Origin of the sequence: Nostoc sp. LEGE 12447 (assembly GCF_015206985.1) — a bacterium.
Taxonomy (GTDB): Bacteria; Cyanobacteriota; Cyanobacteriia; order Cyanobacteriales; family Nostocaceae; genus Nostoc.
Map to the genome: position 1 here is coordinate 89,402 of NZ_JADEXT010000019.1, position 18,332 is coordinate 107,733.

Annotated in this window: 15 protein-coding genes; 7 read left to right on the forward strand and 8 right to left on the reverse strand. The window is 41.4% G+C overall.

What is annotated here, in order from left to right; genetic code table 11:
• The first annotated feature begins 5 nt into the window (after nucleotides 1-5).
• The 3 genes from IQ274_RS19780 (at nucleotide 6) to rdgB (ending at nucleotide 8,894) form a co-directional block, all read left to right on the forward strand.
• Entirely contained in the window at nucleotides 6-6,545 is a 6,540-nt protein-coding gene (locus IQ274_RS19780; RefSeq protein ID WP_194143193.1) for a tetratricopeptide repeat protein, read from the forward strand.
• 255 nt (nucleotides 6,546-6,800) lie between these two features.
• Nucleotides 6,801-8,237 (forward strand): phosphoglucomutase/phosphomannomutase family protein, encoded by a 1,437-nt coding sequence (locus IQ274_RS19785; RefSeq protein WP_194143194.1) that lies wholly within the window; start codon nucleotides 6,801-6,803, stop codon nucleotides 8,235-8,237.
• A 72-nt stretch (nucleotides 8,238-8,309) separates the two neighbouring features.
• Entirely contained in the window at nucleotides 8,310-8,894 is a 585-nt protein-coding gene (gene rdgB / locus IQ274_RS19790) for an RdgB/HAM1 family non-canonical purine NTP pyrophosphatase (RefSeq protein WP_194143195.1), read from the forward strand.
• Between the two features lie 134 nt (nucleotides 8,895-9,028).
• On the opposite strand, the gene IQ274_RS19795 is transcribed toward rdgB, so the two are convergent.
• The 6 genes from IQ274_RS19795 to IQ274_RS19820 form a co-directional block, all read right to left on the reverse strand.
• Nucleotides 9,029-9,367 (reverse strand): P-II family nitrogen regulator, encoded by a 339-nt coding sequence (locus IQ274_RS19795; RefSeq protein ID WP_012410794.1) that lies wholly within the window; start codon nucleotides 9,365-9,367, stop codon nucleotides 9,029-9,031.
• Between the two features lie 345 nt (nucleotides 9,368-9,712).
• Nucleotides 9,713-10,321: a hypothetical protein gene (locus IQ274_RS19800; protein ID WP_194143196.1), complete on the reverse strand. Its 609-nt coding sequence runs from the start codon at nucleotides 10,319-10,321 to the stop codon at nucleotides 9,713-9,715.
• Nucleotides 10,322-10,517: 196 nt separating this feature from the next.
• Nucleotides 10,518-11,345 (reverse strand): bifunctional hydroxymethylpyrimidine kinase/phosphomethylpyrimidine kinase, encoded by an 828-nt coding sequence (gene thiD / locus IQ274_RS19805; protein WP_194143197.1) that lies wholly within the window; start codon nucleotides 11,343-11,345, stop codon nucleotides 10,518-10,520.
• 133 nt (nucleotides 11,346-11,478) lie between these two features.
• Nucleotides 11,479-12,825: an FAD-binding oxidoreductase gene (locus IQ274_RS19810; RefSeq protein WP_194143198.1), complete on the reverse strand. Its 1,347-nt coding sequence runs from the start codon at nucleotides 12,823-12,825 to the stop codon at nucleotides 11,479-11,481.
• A gap of 245 nt (nucleotides 12,826-13,070) precedes the next feature.
• Complete coding sequence (locus IQ274_RS19815; protein ID WP_194143199.1) at nucleotides 13,071-13,406, reverse strand: hypothetical protein; 336 nt, start codon at nucleotides 13,404-13,406, stop codon at nucleotides 13,071-13,073.
• A gap of 21 nt (nucleotides 13,407-13,427) precedes the next feature.
• Nucleotides 13,428-13,910: a tetratricopeptide repeat protein gene (locus IQ274_RS19820; RefSeq protein ID WP_114084950.1), complete on the reverse strand. Its 483-nt coding sequence runs from the start codon at nucleotides 13,908-13,910 to the stop codon at nucleotides 13,428-13,430.
• A 262-nt stretch (nucleotides 13,911-14,172) separates the two neighbouring features.
• Between IQ274_RS19820 and IQ274_RS37750 the strand changes: the two genes are divergently transcribed.
• On the forward strand, nucleotides 14,173-14,247 hold the full coding sequence (locus IQ274_RS37750) for a hypothetical protein (protein ID WP_194143214.1): 75 nt from the start codon (nucleotides 14,173-14,175) through the stop codon (nucleotides 14,245-14,247).
• A 158-nt stretch (nucleotides 14,248-14,405) separates the two neighbouring features.
• Nucleotides 14,406-14,531 (forward strand): uracil phosphoribosyltransferase, encoded by a 126-nt coding sequence (locus IQ274_RS36625; protein WP_322745255.1) that lies wholly within the window; start codon nucleotides 14,406-14,408, stop codon nucleotides 14,529-14,531.
• 296 nt (nucleotides 14,532-14,827) lie between these two features.
• Here the strand turns inward: IQ274_RS36625 and IQ274_RS19835 are convergent, their stop codons facing one another.
• Nucleotides 14,828-15,217, reverse strand: coding sequence for a response regulator (locus IQ274_RS19835; RefSeq protein WP_163933649.1), 390 nt, complete (start codon nucleotides 15,215-15,217; stop codon nucleotides 14,828-14,830).
• 350 nt (nucleotides 15,218-15,567) lie between these two features.
• Nucleotides 15,568-16,887 (reverse strand): CCA tRNA nucleotidyltransferase, encoded by a 1,320-nt coding sequence (locus IQ274_RS19840; RefSeq protein WP_163933653.1) that lies wholly within the window; start codon nucleotides 16,885-16,887, stop codon nucleotides 15,568-15,570.
• A gap of 86 nt (nucleotides 16,888-16,973) precedes the next feature.
• Here IQ274_RS19840 and IQ274_RS19845 point away from each other — a divergent pair, with 86 nt between their 5' ends.
• A complete protein-coding gene (locus IQ274_RS19845) occupies nucleotides 16,974-17,222 on the forward strand; it encodes a Ycf34 family protein (RefSeq protein ID WP_114084947.1) in 249 nt (82 codons plus the stop codon).
• A gap of 423 nt (nucleotides 17,223-17,645) precedes the next feature.
• The gene (gene tsaB / locus IQ274_RS19850) at nucleotides 17,646-18,302 is read left to right on the forward strand and encodes a tRNA (adenosine(37)-N6)-threonylcarbamoyltransferase complex dimerization subunit type 1 TsaB (RefSeq protein ID WP_163933656.1); all 657 of its coding nucleotides are present in this window, start codon (nucleotides 17,646-17,648) and stop codon (nucleotides 18,300-18,302) included.
• Nucleotides 18,303-18,332: the final 30 nt, after the last annotated feature.

Consider the following 18,332-nt stretch of genomic DNA (forward strand, 5'->3'; position numbering starts at 1 on the left):
TAAAAATGACTTCTAACGAATCTACCACTTATTCTATAAGTGCAAATGACGCAACAGAGCTAAATAAATTAGTTAGTTTCTTAGAATTATCTAGTGGGACAACGACAATTTTTGCTATTGCACCGGAGAGTGGGCCACAACATCCAGTAGTCGAGGAAATCAAGTTACTTTTAGCAGATGGGTATCATTCTTTTAAAGAACCTCAAAACTTTTTTTACAGTGATAATTCACTCTATAACTTTCTCTACAGTTTAGATGAAACTGGGCTGCATAATTCTCAAACTAAACGCGAATTGATAATGGCATTTGGAATTGACCAATTGCCGACATCACGCCTGAAACAAGAGATGAAGCAGTTGAATTTAGGTAGAGACTCGCTATTTGGTCGGGAATTAGTCATAATTTTTTGGCTGAATAAAGAGGAATTTTTAGAAGAGTTTCGTAACCGTGCGCCTGATTTCTGGGATTGGCGGGGTAAGTTGGTGAAATTTGAGGCACGTCCACCTGTAAATCCCTTGTTTTATCCTTATTTGGAGTGGCTGATAGCTGAGAATTCCTATCTCAAAATCAGTGGCGTGATGCAAGTCCAGCGCCAAGTAGATATTTTTCTGGATCAAATTTATGTTTCACTGCAAGCAGTAAGGCGACAGCAGATTACAGAAACGTCGAAACTAGACCAAGAGATGACTACATTTCGCCAAGCTGAACATAGGTTTAGCATGAGCATATCTAGCCCCTACGATTTAGACGAACCTTCTTATTACGAACCAGTTTTACTAAGTTCAACACCCACTACTAGCACCAAAACGGTAACAAAAAGAATTGATTTATCTCATGCAGTGCGCGAGAATCAATACTGCGTAATTCTTGGCGCTCCAGGTGCGGGTAAGACAACGCTACTGCGTTATCTAGCGCTACATTTTGCTACAGCAAAACGTGATAGTAATGAAACAGTAATAGGTGGCGAACCCCAAGAAGAATTGGGTAAAGCTCTATTGCCAATTTTCTTTCGTATTGCCGATTATGCAGAACGACTGCAACAAGAACCTGATTTGAGTCTGCTGGACTATCTGCGCCAATTCTACCGCCAGTGGGAAGCTTACTTTCAAGATGAAGTGGAAGCGGGAACTGAGATGGCGGCGCTACTATTAGAAAAAATGCACCAAGGGCAGTGCTTGGTACTGCTAGATGGGCTAGATGAGGTATTTGAACAAGAAAGCCGTAGGCTGATTGTGGAAAGAATTGATCAGTTTGTCAATACTTTCTCTACTAATAAGTTTGTCATTACCAGTCGGATAGCTGGCTACCGCGATGTGAAACTGAGCAGCCGCTTTGCTGAGTTCACTATTGAAGATATGGGTAGTGAACAGGTAGAAAAATTCCTGGAACGCTGGTGTTTGGCCATAGAACGAGCGCAGCAGCCAGAAGCTAGTGAGGCACAATGGCAAAGAGCAGGAGATGACCAAGCAAGGAAGATTTTAGAGGCAATAAAAGATAATGAGGGTGTAAAGCGCTTGACAGCGAACCCTCTACTGTTGACAATTTTGGCACTGATTCACCGCAATGGTGAGCGCCTACCTAACCGTCGGGTGAAACTTTATGAATTAGCAGTGCAAACCTTAACCGAAGATTGGCAGCTAGGTAAGAAGTTGCCAGATGCTCCGAAAGTGCTGCTCAACCAAAATGAAGTAGTTGCATTTTTAGCACCACTGGCTTACTGGATGCATGAGGAAAAGCCCTCTGGTTTAGTCACTGAGGCAGAAGTTGAACAACAATTAGCAGCAAAGCTAGCAGAACTAAATGATACTGATCTAGAATCAGACTCAGTACGCCAAGCCGTGCAGGAATTTTTACGAAAAGTGCGGGAAACCACAGGTTTATTTGTGGAACGTGCGCCTGGAGTCTACGGCTTTATGCACCTGACGTTTGAGGAGTATTTTGCTGCACGTTATATTGCTGACAATGAAGTAAGCGATATTTTAGCAATTATCCGTAAACATTTGCATGAGCCGCGTTGGAATGAGCCAATTCTACTAGCTTTAGGCTATTACGGAATTTATTCTCCTAAACAGGTTAATAAGCTGGTTGAGCAGCTTTTCAGTAATCTTGAGGCTTATGAACCTGTAATTCCTGGTGTGAAATTAAAAATGAAAAATGCATCTTCACAGGATGCAATTATCATCTGGTCAGATTTGCCAAAAGAATCAAGTACTAACTTTATCCAGTCGGAATTACGGTTAAAAGATTTGCTGTTTGCGGGTGAGATTTTAACTCAAGTTGAGGTCAATAGCAGTCGTCGCAAAAAGCTAATTCAAAAATTAGTTATGACCTATCTTGGTTTGGATACAGACTTTGACGATGATACAACTAAACAACTGTTAAGGCTACTGCGCCAAATTGAACTATTTAACCAAAAATGTGAAGTTCTGGTACTACTGAAAGAATTTGCTAATGACTCAACATTTACTGAAGAGATCCGGGTAAAAGCACAGACAGCTATTCTTTATGTTGCTTGTGGTGAATCAGGGATAGGATTAGTTAATTGTGCCATTGATATTGTTAATCAGCTAGAGCCTAATATATTTTGTAGTCTTAGAGAGTTGGTTAAAGAACTAGGTGAAGAAATGACATCGACTCTAGAAAATAGTCTAGAAAATTATGGTGGGGATCAAGACTCTCAAAGGGCATTAAACTTACTCACTGCAATATCTTATATTCGTACAGATAAATATACAAAAGCTGTGGAGCTTCTAGAAGAAATCAATGTTCAGCCAAATGTCAGGTACAGTGCTTATATAGCTTGGTCAATTGCAACTTGTTATCAGGAACAAGATAAATTTGATCAAGCAATTGACTACTATCAGGAATGCTTTGAAAAACTAGCCTTATATATTCATCCATCAGCTTTTCTACTGTTTTGGAGAAATCGCGGTATTTGTCATCGCTTACACACCAAATACGAGCAGTCACTAGAATGCTTCCAGCAGGCGTTAGCTATAGACAGAGAGTTTTGCAAGCCTGAAGATGAAGCAAGTGATTTGTGGAATATAGCTAAAACTTATCAAGAATGGGGAAAATATGAACAAGCGATCGCCTACCACCAACAAAGCCGCAATCTCTATGAGCAATTGGGTTTAGAGGAAAATGTAGCAAACCAATGGTCTTGGTTAGGTGATTGCTACCGAGAATGGGGAAAATATGAACAGGCATTAGAGTGCGAGCAAAAAGAATTGGCAATTGGCCAAAAGTTGGACGAGCAACCTAGAATAGCTCTTGTCTACTGGCGGTTAGGTCACATCTATCAAGTATGGGGTAAATATGAACAAGCGATCGCCTACCATCAACAAAGCCGTGACCTCTATGAGCAATTGGGTAAAGAAAAGAATGTAGCCAACCAGTGGAGTTGGTTAGGTAATTGCTATCGGGAATGGGGCAAATATGAGCAGGCTGTCGAGTGTCAACAAAAGTGTTTGGAAATCCGCCAAATCTCAGAAGACCAAACGAGAATAGCTCTCTCCTACTTTTGGTTGGGAAGAATTTATCAACAGTGGGGTAGATACGAACAAGCGATCGCCCACTACCAACAAAGCCGTGATCTCTATGAGCAATTAGGTAAAGAGAAGGATGTAGCTGACTTGTGGTACTTGCTAGCTGATTGCTATCGTGATTGGGGTAAATATCACCAAGCCGTAGAGCGTGGGCAAAAGAATTTGGCAATTTGCCAGCAGTTAGATGACCAAACCAGAATAGCTCTTGCTCATTATCAGCTAGGACATATATATCAAGCATGGGGTAAGTATGAAGAAGCGATCGCCCATTATCAACAAAGCCGAGAACTCTATGAGCAATCGGGTCAAGACAAAAATGTAGCTAGTCAGTGGTTCAACTTAGCAGGTTGCTACCAAGAATGGGGTAAATATCACCAAGCCGTAGAGTGTGAGCAAAAAGAATTGGCAATCCGCCAGCAGTTAGATGACCAAACCGGGATAGGTCTGGCCTACTCGCGTTTGGGACGCATGTATCAAGCATGGGGTAAATATGAACAAGCGATCGCCCATTACCAACAAAGCCGTGACCTCTATGAGCAATTAGGTAAAGAGAAAGATATAGCTAACCAGTGGGACTGGCTGGCTAGTTGCTATCGGGAATGGGGTAAATATGAACAAGCACTTGATTGTCAGCAAAAGTGCTTGGCACAATTTCAAAAGTTAGAAGACCAACCAAATATAGCTCGTGCCTACTTTCAACTAGGCTGGATTCATCAAAGTTGGGGCAAATATGAACAAGCGATCGCCTATCATCAACAAAGCCGTGAACTCTATGAACAATTGGGTCAAGACAAGAATGTAGCAAACCAGTGGTACAACTTAGCTGGATGCTACCGAGAATGGGGTAAATATGAACAAGCATTTGAGTGTCAGCAAAAGTGCTTGGCACAATTTCAAGATTTAGAAGACCAACCAAATATAGCTCGTGCCTACTTTCAACTAGGCTGGATTCATCAAAGTTGGGGCAAATATGAACAAGCGATCGCCTATTTCCAACAAAGCCGTGAACTCTATGGGCAATTGGGTAAAGAGAAGAATGTAGCTAGTCAGTGGTACAACTTAGCTGGATGCTATCGAGAATGGGGTAAATATCAACAAGCACTTGAGTGTCAGCAAAAGTGCTTGGCACAATATCAAAAGTTAGAAGACGAACTAGATATAGCTAGTGCCTACTTTCAACTAGGCTGGATTCATCAAAGTTGGGGCAAATACGAACAAGCGATCGCCCACTACGAACAAAGCCGCGAACTCTATGAGCAATTAGGTCAAGAGAAAAATGTAGCCAGCCAGTGGTATAACCTATCTGAATGCTACCGAGAATGGGGTAAATATGAGCAAGCACTTGAGTTTCAGCAAAAGTGTCTGGCAATCCGCCAGGAGTTAGACGAGCAACCTGGAATAGGTCTTGCCTACTCGCATTTGGGACGCATCTATCAAGCATGGGGCAAGTACGAACAAGCGATCGCCCATTACCAACAAAGCCATGAACTCTATGAGCAATTGGGTAAAGAGAAAGATATAGCTAACCAATGGTATCGGCTAGCTGATTGCTATCGTAATTGGGGTAAATATCAGGAAGCCGTAGAGTGTGAGCAAAAGGATTTGGCAATTCGCCAACAGTTAGATGACCAAACCAGAATAGCTCTTGCTCATTATCAGTTAGGACGTATATATCAAGCATGGGGTAAATATGAGCAAGCGATCGCCTACTTGCAACAAAGCCGCGATCTCTATGAGCAATTAGGCAAAGAGAAGGATGTGGCTAACTTGTGGTACTGGTTAGCTAGTTGCTATCGGGGATGGGGCAAATATCAGCAGGCAGTCGAATATGAACTCAAGGATTTAGCAATCCGTCAACAACTGGACGACCAAACAAATTTAGCGGATGGCTACAATCAACTAGGTCGAATTTATAAAGCTTGGGGCAAATATGAACAAGCAATCACCTACTTCCAACAAAGCCATGACCTTTATGAGCAATTGGGTAAAGAAAAAGATGTGGCTAGTCAGTGGTACAACTTAGCTGGATGCTACCGAGAATGGGGTAAATATGAACAAGCATTTGAGTGTCAGCAAAAGTGCTTGGCACAGTGTCAAAATTTAGAAGACCAACCAAATATAGCTCGTGCCTACTTTCAACTAGGCTGGATTCATCAAAGTTGGGGCAAATATGAACAAGCGATCGCCTACTTCCAACAAAGCCATGACCTTTATGAGCAATTGGGTCTAGAGGAGAATATAGCTAATCAACTGTCTTGGATCGCTAGTTGCTACCGCAATTTAAATGATTATGCGAAGGCGATTGAATATTACCAGCAAAGTAAAAATCTTTATCATCACTTAGGTCATGATGAGAGTGAAGCTAGACGCTATATGCAACTTGGTAAAAGTCAACGTTTACTAGCAAAAAACACTTCAGATCGAGCAGTGGTTTTTGAATTACTGGCGCAAGCTGAACAAAATAGCCGTCAAGCCATCCAAATAAATACCACAGGAGACTATAAAGAAAATCTTGGTTACAACTACATTGTTTTTAGCTTAATCTGCTCAGAACGCTTACGTCTGTCGTCTTTTGATGACTCGTCATTGAAAGAACAAATTGCCCAATTTGAAGAATATTATAATACTGGCTTGGCATATCTTGCCGAACTGGGACAGACAGTAAATCGAGCAGATGAAGCTCTTGATATCGCCCGTGCTTATATGGAAGTCAGCGTCTTAAAAAATCTTGACCGAGCCGAAGAACTAGCCCAAGAATCCCTCCAAGTTTTTCAGGAATACAATCGCGGAGAACTAGAAGCTTCATCCCGTAAACTCTTGGGCGAAATATACTTGAACCGGGCCCAGCATCATCAATCAGGTACTAAGGTAACTGCTACCCAGTTTTTAACAGAAAGTCTGCAAATCTACAGAGAGCTTGATTTAAGTGAAAAAGCTGCCGAGGTAGAACAGCTAATGCATTCAAATCTGGATAATACTGGAATACTTAGCGATTAGAATTCGCCTTTACATAAACCAAGCCTGCGTAGTAGATACCATGTGAAAAGTCTACGAAGGTGGATTTCACTTGTGAGCCAAAAGGTTTTGTCTGACGACAAGTAGCTGCGTGTCTACGCACTCCATTGCACAAATTTGCTCGTTTTTGTGTTGAAACAGCCGAATATTATTAGTACATATTTTTACTAGATTCTTTTTTTACTCTGCACACTGTATAAATGCTAGAATCCTCAAGTAGACAGTTAGGATACTTAGATGCCAGTTGTAACTAACTCAATCAAGTTTGGTACAGACGGCTGGCGGGGCATTATTGGTGACGAGTTCACCTTTGAACGCCTAGCCCTGGTCGCGCCAGTTGCCGCAAAAGTATTATATGATACATATTTTTCTACGGTGGGTAGCCGGACAATTATTGTCGGTTACGATCGCCGATTCATGGCTGAAGACTTTGCTCGTGCTGTCGCCGATACTGTCAGTGCTGTCGGATTTGATGTGCTACTGAGCGAGAGCTATGCCCCAACCCCAGCTTATAGTTGGGCAGCAAAAGAACTCAATGCTTTAGGGGCACTGGTAATTACAGCCAGCCATAATCCTGGTAAATATTTGGGTTTAAAAGTCAAGGGTTATTTTGGTGGGTCAGTACCGTCAGAAGTCACAAAAAAGATAGAAGAGCAGTTGTCAGTGGGAGTACCTCTAGCAGCGACCCCAGGTAAGCAAGAAAAATTTGATCCTTGGCCCAGTTATACCCAAGCGCTAGAACGTAAAGTTGATATTGCTAAACTTCGGCAAGCGATCGCATCTGGCAAATTAACGTTATTTGCAGATGTCATGCATGGCGCTGCGGCTGGCGGATTGGCGAGACTACTAGGCAATCAAGTCAAAGAAATCAACTCAGAACGCGACCCCCTCTTTGGTGGTGGTGCGCCGGAACCCTTACCTAAATACCTTTCAAAGCTTTTTGGAGTCATCAAAGCTCACCGAGAAACCGATAAATCAGGTTTAACAGTGGGGTTGGTATTTGATGGAGACTGCGATCGCATTGCAGCAGTGGATGGAGAAGCCAACTTCCTAAGTTCCCAAGTCTTAATCCCGATATTAATCGACCATTTAACCCTGCGGCGCGGTTTTACTGGAGAAATAGTCAAAACCGTCAGTGGTTCCGACTTAATGCCCCTTGTAGCAGCACTACATAACCTCTCAGTCTTTGAGACAGCAGTTGGTTATAAATACATCGCTGACAGAATGTTAGTAGCAAAAGTGTTGCTAGGTGGCGAAGAATCGGGAGGAATTGGCTATGGCAGCCATATTCCCGAACGCGATGCCCTGTTGTCAGCATTGTACGTCCTAGAGGCGATCGTAGAATCTGGTTTGGATTTAGGCGAGTATAATAGCTACTTGCAAAAACAAACAGGATTTACCTCAGCTTACGATCGCATTGATTTACCCTTAGCAAGTATGGAAGTGCGATCGCGTCTTTTGCAACAGCTGCAAACCAAACCCTTAACAGAAATTGCAGGGTTAGCAGTAATTGATTGCCAAACAATTGACGGCTACAAATATCGCCTCGCTGATAAAAGCTGGTTAATGATCCGGTTTAGCGGGACTGAGCCAGTTTTACGCCTCTACTGCGAAGCCTCAACAATTGAGCAAGTGCATCAAACTCTTGCTTGGGCGAAACAGTGGGCGGGGTAAAATTTATTATTAGTCATTAGTCATTTACCAAGGACAAATGACTAATGACCAATGACCAATGACAAATGACAAATGACCAAATTACTTGTAGTAGCTACAGGAAATCCAGGTAAGTTGAAGGAAATGCAGGCTTACCTGGAAAATTCTGGTTGGGAATTAACCCTCAAACCTGAAGAATTAGATATTGAAGAGACGGGCGAAACCTTTGCCGCTAACGCTTGTCTAAAAGCATCACAAATTGCTAAAGCTACGGGGAACTGGGCGATTGCTGATGATTCGGGTTTGCAAGTAGATGCTCTAAATGGCGCACCAGGGGTTTATTCTGCACGTTACGCCAAAACGGACTCAGAAAGGATTGCTAGGTTATTGAAAGAATTAGGCAACGAGGTAAATCGACAAGCACAATTTGTTTGTGCAGTAGCGATCGCTCGTCCTGATGGTGCGATCGTATTAGAATCTGAAGGTATTTGTCGTGGTAAAATTCTTCACGCACCTCGTGGTGATGGTGGTTTCGGGTACGATCCAATTTTTTATGTGCAAGAGTTGCAATTGACCTTTGCTGAGATGACACGAGAGTTGAAGGGTTCAATAAGTCATCGAGGCAAGGCTTTTACAGCTTTACTCCCACAATTGGAGAGAGTTAAGAGACGCGATTAATCGCGTCTGTACAAAAGTTAAGAGCAGAAACGCGATTAATCGCGTCTCTACAAGAGTTAGGATTTATGAATTCTGTTAAATCTTCATTCATTTAGTCCTGACTCACAATCGATAACTCTTAACTCATAACTTTTTTAAACTGCTTCTGTGTTCTTTTCGCCAGTCCGAATCCGAATCACTTGCTCAACAGGCGAGATGAAAATTTTACCATCGCCGATTTCACCAGTGCGGGCAGCAGCAATAATTTTGTCTACCACCATATCAACCTGATTGTCGTCAACAACGATTTCCACTTTGAGTTTTTGCAAAAACTCAACGGTGTACTCAGAACCGCGATACCGTTCAGTTTGGCCTTTTTGCCGTCCAAACCCCCGAACTTCAGAAACAGTCATACCAACAATACCTGCGTTAACCAAGGCAATTTTTACCTCATCTAGCTTAAATGGGCGGATAATAGCTTCTACTTTTTTCATCTTCTTGACTCCTGACTTCTACTAGCTTCGTTTATATATCTAACCAGATCCTTTGTCTGAAGCTGTAACTACCAGTGCTTTTCCTAAAAGATATGTAATAATTACCACTTTTTTACAGTGTAGATTCTTTGCTTGATGTTTGAAACATGAGAACCAGCAAGGATTTATTAATTAGATAATCTTTGAGGTTCTAATATAAAGAATTTGTTGTCAAGCTAGCATATTATGTAGCTTTTATAACCTAAAAATAGATAAATTCCGCTATTTAGCAGATATCTTCAGATATTTAGAGAGTGATTGCAGAGAAATTGCTCGTTAGCCTGCTGCTGACTGTGGGAATGTCAACTAACGTTTCTGATGTTCAAACAAGGGACGTACAACAAAATATCCAGCGCTAAAGGCAGTAAACATAATTAGCAAGATAGTGATAATTAACCACCAGCCATTGAGTCCCTTGGGATCTGACTCAGTAGTGGAATAATAACTTACTTGTTGCTCTTCTATAAAAACTGGTTCTTGTATAGGGAAATTAATTTCCATTACAGGTGTCGCAAAGTTTTGGCGGCGGCTTTTTTCGGGTGGAGCTTTGGAGACAACAGGTGGACGCGGATGAGCAACCTGCTGGCGTGGAGGCGCTTGATTTACTGGCACTTTCACGGCGCTTTTCACATCGCTAGAAGCTTGGGTGGCTTGCTGATAGCTGGGCTTAACATGGGAATCGACAAAATTTTGCAAATGAGAAAAAGAATCAACAACTTTGACAATTTCTTGGCGTAATAGTTGATTTTCTTGTGTTAGTTGCTGATTTTGGGTAGTGAGTGCATTTAGCCTCGCCTGTGCTGCTTGCAACTCTGCTGACAATTCTCTGTATACAGATAGTGGTACAGAGGGAGGGTAGGCTTGAGTAGTCGGTGTTGGCGAATTTCTGTGAACAGAACCTATGGTTGTTCGCATCGGTGGCTTGGTATTAAAAATCAAGGTAAGTAGATCGTACAGAGATGCTAACAGAGATAGTCAGCCCTGAAACTATGCCCAAGAATAATAGAAAAATTCCGAAAGGGCAAAGATTTATTATGAGGGATTGGGAATTGGGGATTGGGAATTGGGAATTGGTTAATCTTCCCAGTCCCCAGCCCCCAGCCCCCAGTCCCTAGTCCTTAGTCCCCACAAGTGGGAAGAAGTGTCCTACAGGGCCTTGCCCTTTGCCAATATCTAGGGCGTAAGTAAGTGCAGTAGTCACATACTCCTTAGCCTGTTGCACTGACGACCACAAGTCATTTCCCTTAGCCAGATTAGCAGCGATCGCAGCTGATAGTGTACAACCAGTACCGTGAGTATTTTTTGTCTCTACTTGCTGACAAGTCAAAACTTCCAACTTATCCCCGTCAAACCAGATATCAACGCCACACAAATCTCCCTGCATACCGCCGCCCTTGACTAAAACAGCCTTCGTCCGTAAAGTCTTGTGAATAATTTCGGCAGCAGCTTGCATATCCTCCAAGGAATTGATTTGTAACCCACTCAAAATCTGTGCCTCGTAGCGATTCGGCGTGATGATAACTGCCTTGGGAATCAGGGTATGGGATAGAGTCTTCACAGCATCATCATCAATCAATTGTGCCCCTGTACGTGACACCATTACTGGATCAACTACTAGATTCTCGATTTGTAAAGCTTCCACCTGCTGGGCAACAGCAAAAATAATTTCCTGATTGAGCAACATCCCGGTTTTGGCAGATTGTACGCCAATATCCTCAACTACTGCCTGAATTTGCGCCACAACAGCCTCTGTTGCCATAGCATCGACCCTTTTCACTCCTAGAGTGTTTTGTGCCGTGACGCAGGTTATAGCGCTAGTACCGTGGACGCAGTGAAAAGCAAAGGTGCGTAAATCAGCTTGAATTCCTGCACCACCACCGCTATCTGAACCAGCAATGGTTAACGCAACAGGTATTCTAGAGTTTATTTCAGTGTTCATTATTAAAGAGAAAGTTCTGAAACAGCAGAATTAAGGAGTCAGAATCGGCTACGCTAACAGAACTAAAACCTGCTTTATTGACTTAGCTTGTAAACACCAACTTGAAGTCTGCTGTATGTGTTTCTGTAAATTGCTAATTTTGAATTGGTAATTGGATAACCTTGCTTTTACCAGGATTCATCAACCGATATGGGTCAACTATTTCTTTAAATTTTAACTGTTCAGGAGCAATAACTTTTCTGCCTCCGTCTTCCATAATATACGTATGGGGATTGCCAATACTTACACCTTGTTCTTCGTGATAGCGAATAATTTCATTGAGGCGTTCTTCTGTGGTGTAGCGAACAAGTTGCAAACCAGCAATAACTACAGCACCGTTCAGGCGAAAAAATTCTAAATGCATCATCACTTCATCGCCAAAGTGATGATAGAACTGCTCTACCACTTGCAAACTGTTAGCGCTAGGGAACATACTTTGTAAGTAGGTAATTCTAGTATCTACACTCCGGGCGTGTAAGGTAGTGTGGTTCCAGCTAAATTCTATTAAATGTGTTCCTTTAGCTGCTTCTTCGGCTGGTTTTTCATAAGTAATCTGGCCGCCGTATTGCTGCACCAAACCCGGTAAGAATTCTAAACTCGATTCAGCAATTATCAAAGATACTGCGTGAGTCCCTTCAGGAATGTACTGTTGTAGGGCGTGAAAGTATTGGGGTATTGGGGATGCAAAGACAGAAATCAACTTTTTAATCATGCCATCAGCATTACCAAGAGCCTGACCAAATTTTGCTGCTGTCATAAAGTCATCAAATGTGACAATAACTTCTGCCCAAGGATAAGCTGGCCCCAATGGGATTTCTACTTCGGTAATGATGCCGTTAATTCCCCAAGCATGATTCACCTTGTATATATCATCACCGCGTAATTCGATCGCACGGGGTTCATCTTCTACAGTTACTACTCGCAGTGCTAAGATATTACCGCGATCGCTTAGTAACCCATATTGGATCGAGCCAACACCCCCACTTCCCCCAGTAATAAATCCGCCAATTGTCGCTGTGCGGTAAGTCGAGGGTGCCATCCGAATTTCCCAACCAATCTCTCTGGCTTTTTTATCCAAAGCCGCCAACTTCACCCCAGCTTCTACGCGCGCCACCCCCGGTTTTATCCAAGGAATCCCTTGCATCCGGGTCATATCTAAGATTACACCGCCATGTAAGGGTACGCATTGCCCATAATTTCCTGTTCCCGCACCCCTCACTGTCACGGGTATACGGTGTTTCGCACAGGCGGCTGCAACTTTTAAAACTTCTGCTTCATTGGCGGGACGCACTACAATATCCCCGACTTTTCCCTCTAGTTTCGGTAGCAGTACCGGGCTAAAGTTGTGATAATCCTGGGATAATTTTGCTACTTGGGCAGAATCAGTAATGGTTTCTATACCTTCTAAAGAATTAATCAGGGCATCCAATTTTATCGTCATAGTTGATATCCTTTTTTTTGACGCATAGGGACGCACGAGTTTGCAGAGAATTAACTCCTCTGTGTTTTTAAATTTTAATTCTCATTTTTTACAGCACTTTCATGCCACTTATTTAATATAAATTGGTTTGCCTTTGAAGTAGGCAAGGATTTTAATTGCTGGGTTGGGATGTGTAATAAGACACCAGGGTTTTTTCTGGAAAATTGCTGCGACTGTAATTTTGGGAATACTTTGTGCTATTGCGTTCACGGCATCAATGCCATAAAGAAATCTACCGTACCCCCCATCAATAATTGAGTAGCGCTGGAAAGCTGAAAGTTACTCATTTTGATATTGACATCTAAACCATAGTCTTTGTAAATACCAGTGGCTATCACCTGGTAAAATTCGCCGTTTTCTGCTTGTGGTATCCAGTTTTTACCTAACGTAACTTTATCCAACTGAGAATTGCTAGTTGATGGTTGGTTGCTGTTAGTACAAGCAGCAATAACGCTGCTACCAATCCAGATAGAAGCGTATTGAATAAAATTGTGGCGACTAAGGCGATGAATTGCTGTTGATGAGGGTGATGACAGATTCATAAAACAGTATGATGCTTTCTCCTATCTGCCGTTGTAGCTGAATCTAAATGTACATTCTAGAATCAACTTTTGATTCACTAGTGAATAGGGCTGAATTTCTAAAGCACGTTTAAAAGCTCGGATCGCTTCACCATATTCTCCTAGTGCTGCATAACACAACCCCATACCGTGAAGTGCCCCAAAATGTATCGGATTTATTTGTACAACCATCTGACAATCTGCCAAAGATTTTTGATAATCACCAATACTGTAATAGAGGAAAGCACGACGATTCCAGGCTTCGGCAAAATCTGGCTGGTCTTTAATTAGTGCCGTCAGCGCTGTTTCAGCTTCAGCAATTTCACCCGCATCCAGCAACTTTTGACTACGGTCAATTATTTCCAGCCCATAGATTCCCTTTTGCTGAAACCAGATCCGCCAGATTTTTCTGGTTGCTTTGTCCCGGACTGTAGCATCGGGGTTTTTCAACTCTTCAAGTAAGGAATTGATAGATAAAGAATCCATGAATTTGAAATCAGTGAATATACCTTTGTATTAACTTTCTCACAAAATATATCTACTGAGCCATTTTTAAAGTCATCTTTAAATTCACGCTGATTAATTGCTATTTATGAATTTCCTGTGTGATTTATTGTATTCAGCAATATGACTAATATTACACTCGACATTCAGGGTCATAAAAATAAAAACTCGCTAGAGGTAGTTGACGCATTCCTAGTGACTAATAGCGGAGAAAACATCCCTAAAGAAATAATGACTATGCCTAATTTGGGATTTACCAGAAATTAGCAAGCGCTTTGGGATTGCAGAAGCACAGTTGCGTCGTACTTTATTTGAATAAACTGGGAGCATATTTATAGAGTTGTTGACGCGATCGCCTTTGAAGGTGTTTTGACCAGTGATCTGGCTGCGATCGGTTATCCTAACAAGCCGTTGATTAAGTCTTTGTGTTTGGTGCAGATATATGCAACTGTCTGCTTATTCGCTGCACCATAAGGTATCGAGCGATTTTGTAGGCAATATTACAATGTGATATTCTATACATATTTAATAGACGATAATTTGGATGAATATAGCTATATTATTCCTGGTTTGGGAAATGCAGGCGATGCCTACACTTATTGAACACAAAATAAGCTGATTACCCATCAAAAAATTACCATCAATGCAGTAGTTAATGGGAGACTTCATTAATCATTGATTAACAACTTTTGCATTGCCAAAATTAGATAATTAGCTTAAATAAATTCGTAATAAATATATTGCAAAACTACAGAAAACTCTCTCAGTCTATTTCTTGAACATCTACTAAGTAAGTTGGTATAATAAATAAAATCAAACTATGTAAATAAAAATCAACTAGACTAAGACCCTATTGCCTTATCCAAAGGACAATTATTTACGCTTACTTACTTATAATATTAAATACTTAAGTTTTGAAACTGAATATGCCGACTGATTACTACTTCTAATTGATTAAAATCATAGGGTTTAGTAATACAATCATCAAATCCTGCAAGCTTAGTGGATTCATCATCTTGTACCTCTGTTAAAGGTGTTACTGCAATAATTGGGATAGTAGCAGTTTTTAAATTGTGTTTGAGGTCATCAATGACTCGGTTAGCACTCAAATTAGATAGCATCGTATCTAGTAGGATTAAATCTGGTTGATGAGTTTGTGCTAACATCACAGCCCTCACCCCTTGCTTGGTACAAATGCATGAAAAATTTAATATTCTTAGATGAGAATTAAGCAGCTCTAAATCATGTAGATTATGTTCTACAACCAAAATTAAAGGCATTCCATTCATTAGCAGTTAGTCCTATCCAAAAAAGGCTACGCATAAAGACTCCGCTTATTAGGAAAACTGAGAGGTATTTTTTTCTCGTAGCTATTTAAGTAAATATACGAAAACACATTCTGGAGACTAACTAGTCCATGAAATAAATAGACTGGTGTATAATTCATTAAGTTGTCCATCTATGCTAAATTTCAGGAAAAAACACAACATGATAATATCAAGCAAATAGTAGCATAGATGATACGTACACTGACAATATTGATTAAACGATCACAATTTTCTGGCTAGTACTACAGCTAACTCCCTCAATTTAGCAGGGAGAAGGAACGCACCCTTCAAAACGCTAGATACACTTCTTTTTATTTCCCTTCTGCCTTTTCTTGTAATTGACGTGCATAAGCGATCGCTTCTGTTGGTGTTGAGACTTTACCCTCAGCTTGTGCTACGGCAATTTCTGTCAAAAGTTGTCCAATGATTGGTGAAGCTGGAATATCTAATGCTATGATCAACTCCTTCCCGCTCACTAGTAGAGAGGGATGAGCAACCAGATCGTCAGGGTTAAGGTAGCGGTTGATTAAAAGTGTCAAGACAGGGCAGTCCCTTGCTTTGGTTTCCAAACTTGTAGCGACTTGTGGCTTGTCACCAGATATCGCCTCTACCAAATTATCAAGTGCCACAGCCAATACTGCCGCAGTGGGAAACACAATATCTGCGTCACGGAATAATAAATATTGTTCTCGCAAAGACATATCAACTACTTTAAACTGCGGTAACAATTTCAGAGCAGTGGTTACACCCCGGATTTCGGCACGACTATAAGTTAGTTGTTGTAGCTCTATTTCTGCTAATTCTGGATTGGGATTGACAAGACAAGCAAGTTTGGCAATACCTAACCAAGTCGTTTTGATACTATCGCGGACATATTCTTGGAGTTTTGCGCCTAATTGTTGCCAATTTTCTGTGATTAAGGCGGCTGCATCGTCAATAGCGGCTAGTTTGTTCAAGCTTTCACGAGTAGCATTTTTGAAAAAAGGGGCAAGTAAACCATCTTCCCAAGCACTAGCGATCCAAGGAGTACCTTGAGAATTTGCCAGTAGATAGCCAATTTCTACCCGAACTCGTTCGGCTGCAACTTTGCTCAGATGTGATGCTAAAGAACAAATTGCGCTTCGGGTAGCTGGCTCAATAGTAAAACCTAATTGGGCGGCTTGCCGATAACCTCGCATTAAACGCAAAGGATCATCTTCTAAGTTTGCGGGTGATATCATTCGCAAAATGCCCTGTTGTAAGTCTACATAGCCTTGTAGAGGATCGATAATTTCTTGTGTATGGGGATTATAGGCGATCGCATTTACTGTAAAGTCTCGTCTGTGCAAATCAACCTCTAAACTATCTCCTTCCTGTTGAGCAAAGTCGGCTGTGGCGTGGGGAAAAACCACACGAGCAATTTGTCGTTCTGCATCAAGTAACACAAAACCAGCTTTGTAATGATGAGCGATCGCTCTTGCTACCTTTACCGCCTTCGATGGTATGACAAAATCTAGATCCAGATATTCACGAGTTCTGCCAAGTAGTGCATCTCGTACAGCGCCACCTACCATGTAAGCGGGTTGTGGCAATAATTCTAAACTAAAAGGCCAATTTTCGGGAGCTAGGGTAGAAGGAATTGATTCATCCATTGTAATAAAAATCAACCCAGCAACTCATGAATAACGGTTGGGCTTAAGTTAGATTAACAATAAAGGCCCCTGGAGTTGGTTCTATTATGTGTATTTGTGTGAACTGCCACTATGTAGACAGCTGTGTTACCTATCATGCCGTAGAAGGGCAGCACCAACAGCCTCACTTGACTGAAACACCCAGTTTTGATCCGAATGAACCTTCTATCAATGTCAATATTCGGACAAACGATGATGTAATTGAGATGGAATGGGATGTTGTTGGTTGTCTGAGCTTTAAACGGGAAACGGGTAAGTGGTCGAAATTGCGTCCTGGTGAATTAGTGCCGACTTGAAAAGTCAAAAGTAGCATATTCTGCCTCAGTCCATTAATAACAAAATCTTGACAATTCCATCCCAAGTTTCCTAGTGAGAGTAAAAGTATTTAGTTTGACTTTACACACGTAGGTTATTCGTGGGGTATAGCGATCGCTAAAACCCTTTTTCTTTCGTTCGACCCCGCGAAACGCCTGCGTTGTAAGCAATTTGAGAACGGTAGACCCTTATCTTATTGTCAATAATTTAAGCTGAATGACAGGTAAATCAAATACCTGCTAAAATGAACCCTTCAAAAACTGTCATAGTAAGGCTTATAAAAGGGTAGAGTTTTTCAATCACTTCCCCTCATGGGGATAAAAACAAAGTGAAAATTCATAACTATGATGTGCTTGAATAGATATATTAAGTTAACTATAGAAAAATCAATATTTTAATTAACTTTGACTACAGAACTAAAACACCTCACAGCAACAAAATACGCTTTATCACTACACACCACCACTCCCGAATTAGGATTGGCAATTAGTAATTTTTCTGGTGAGCATCGCTCACAAGTTTGGAATTTAGGGCGAGATTTATCTAGCTTAATCCATCAATATTTAATTGACTTTATCAAACCGCAAACTTGGGCAGATTTGTCTTTCATTGCAGTTGCAAAAGGGCCTGGTGGCTTTACAGGAACTCGCATTGGCGTTGTCACTGCTCGAACTTTAGGGCAACAATTAGATATCCCTATATTTGCAATTTCAACTTTAGCTGCGGTAGCTTGGGCAGAAGCAGGCAAAAGTCCAAATCCAAAAACTATTGCTGTGGAAATGCCAGCCCAACGAGGTCAAATTTTTGCTGCTATTTATCAATTTGAGCCAGATGTTTCTAAACTAAAAGTGTGTTTGCCAGATAGAGTATTCACACCGGAAGCATGGCAGGAAACTTTAGGGAATTGGAACACTAATTATCAGCTAATTCAAGCAAAATCTGGGTTAGCAGCAACGGTGACAAGTATTTTAGAATTAGCTAATCTCGATTGGCAAGAGGGCAAGTATCCTAATTGGTCAGAGGCTTTGCCATATTATGGGCAACATCCAGTAGAAGTTTAACTGATATGTGTCACAGTGCATAAATCTAAA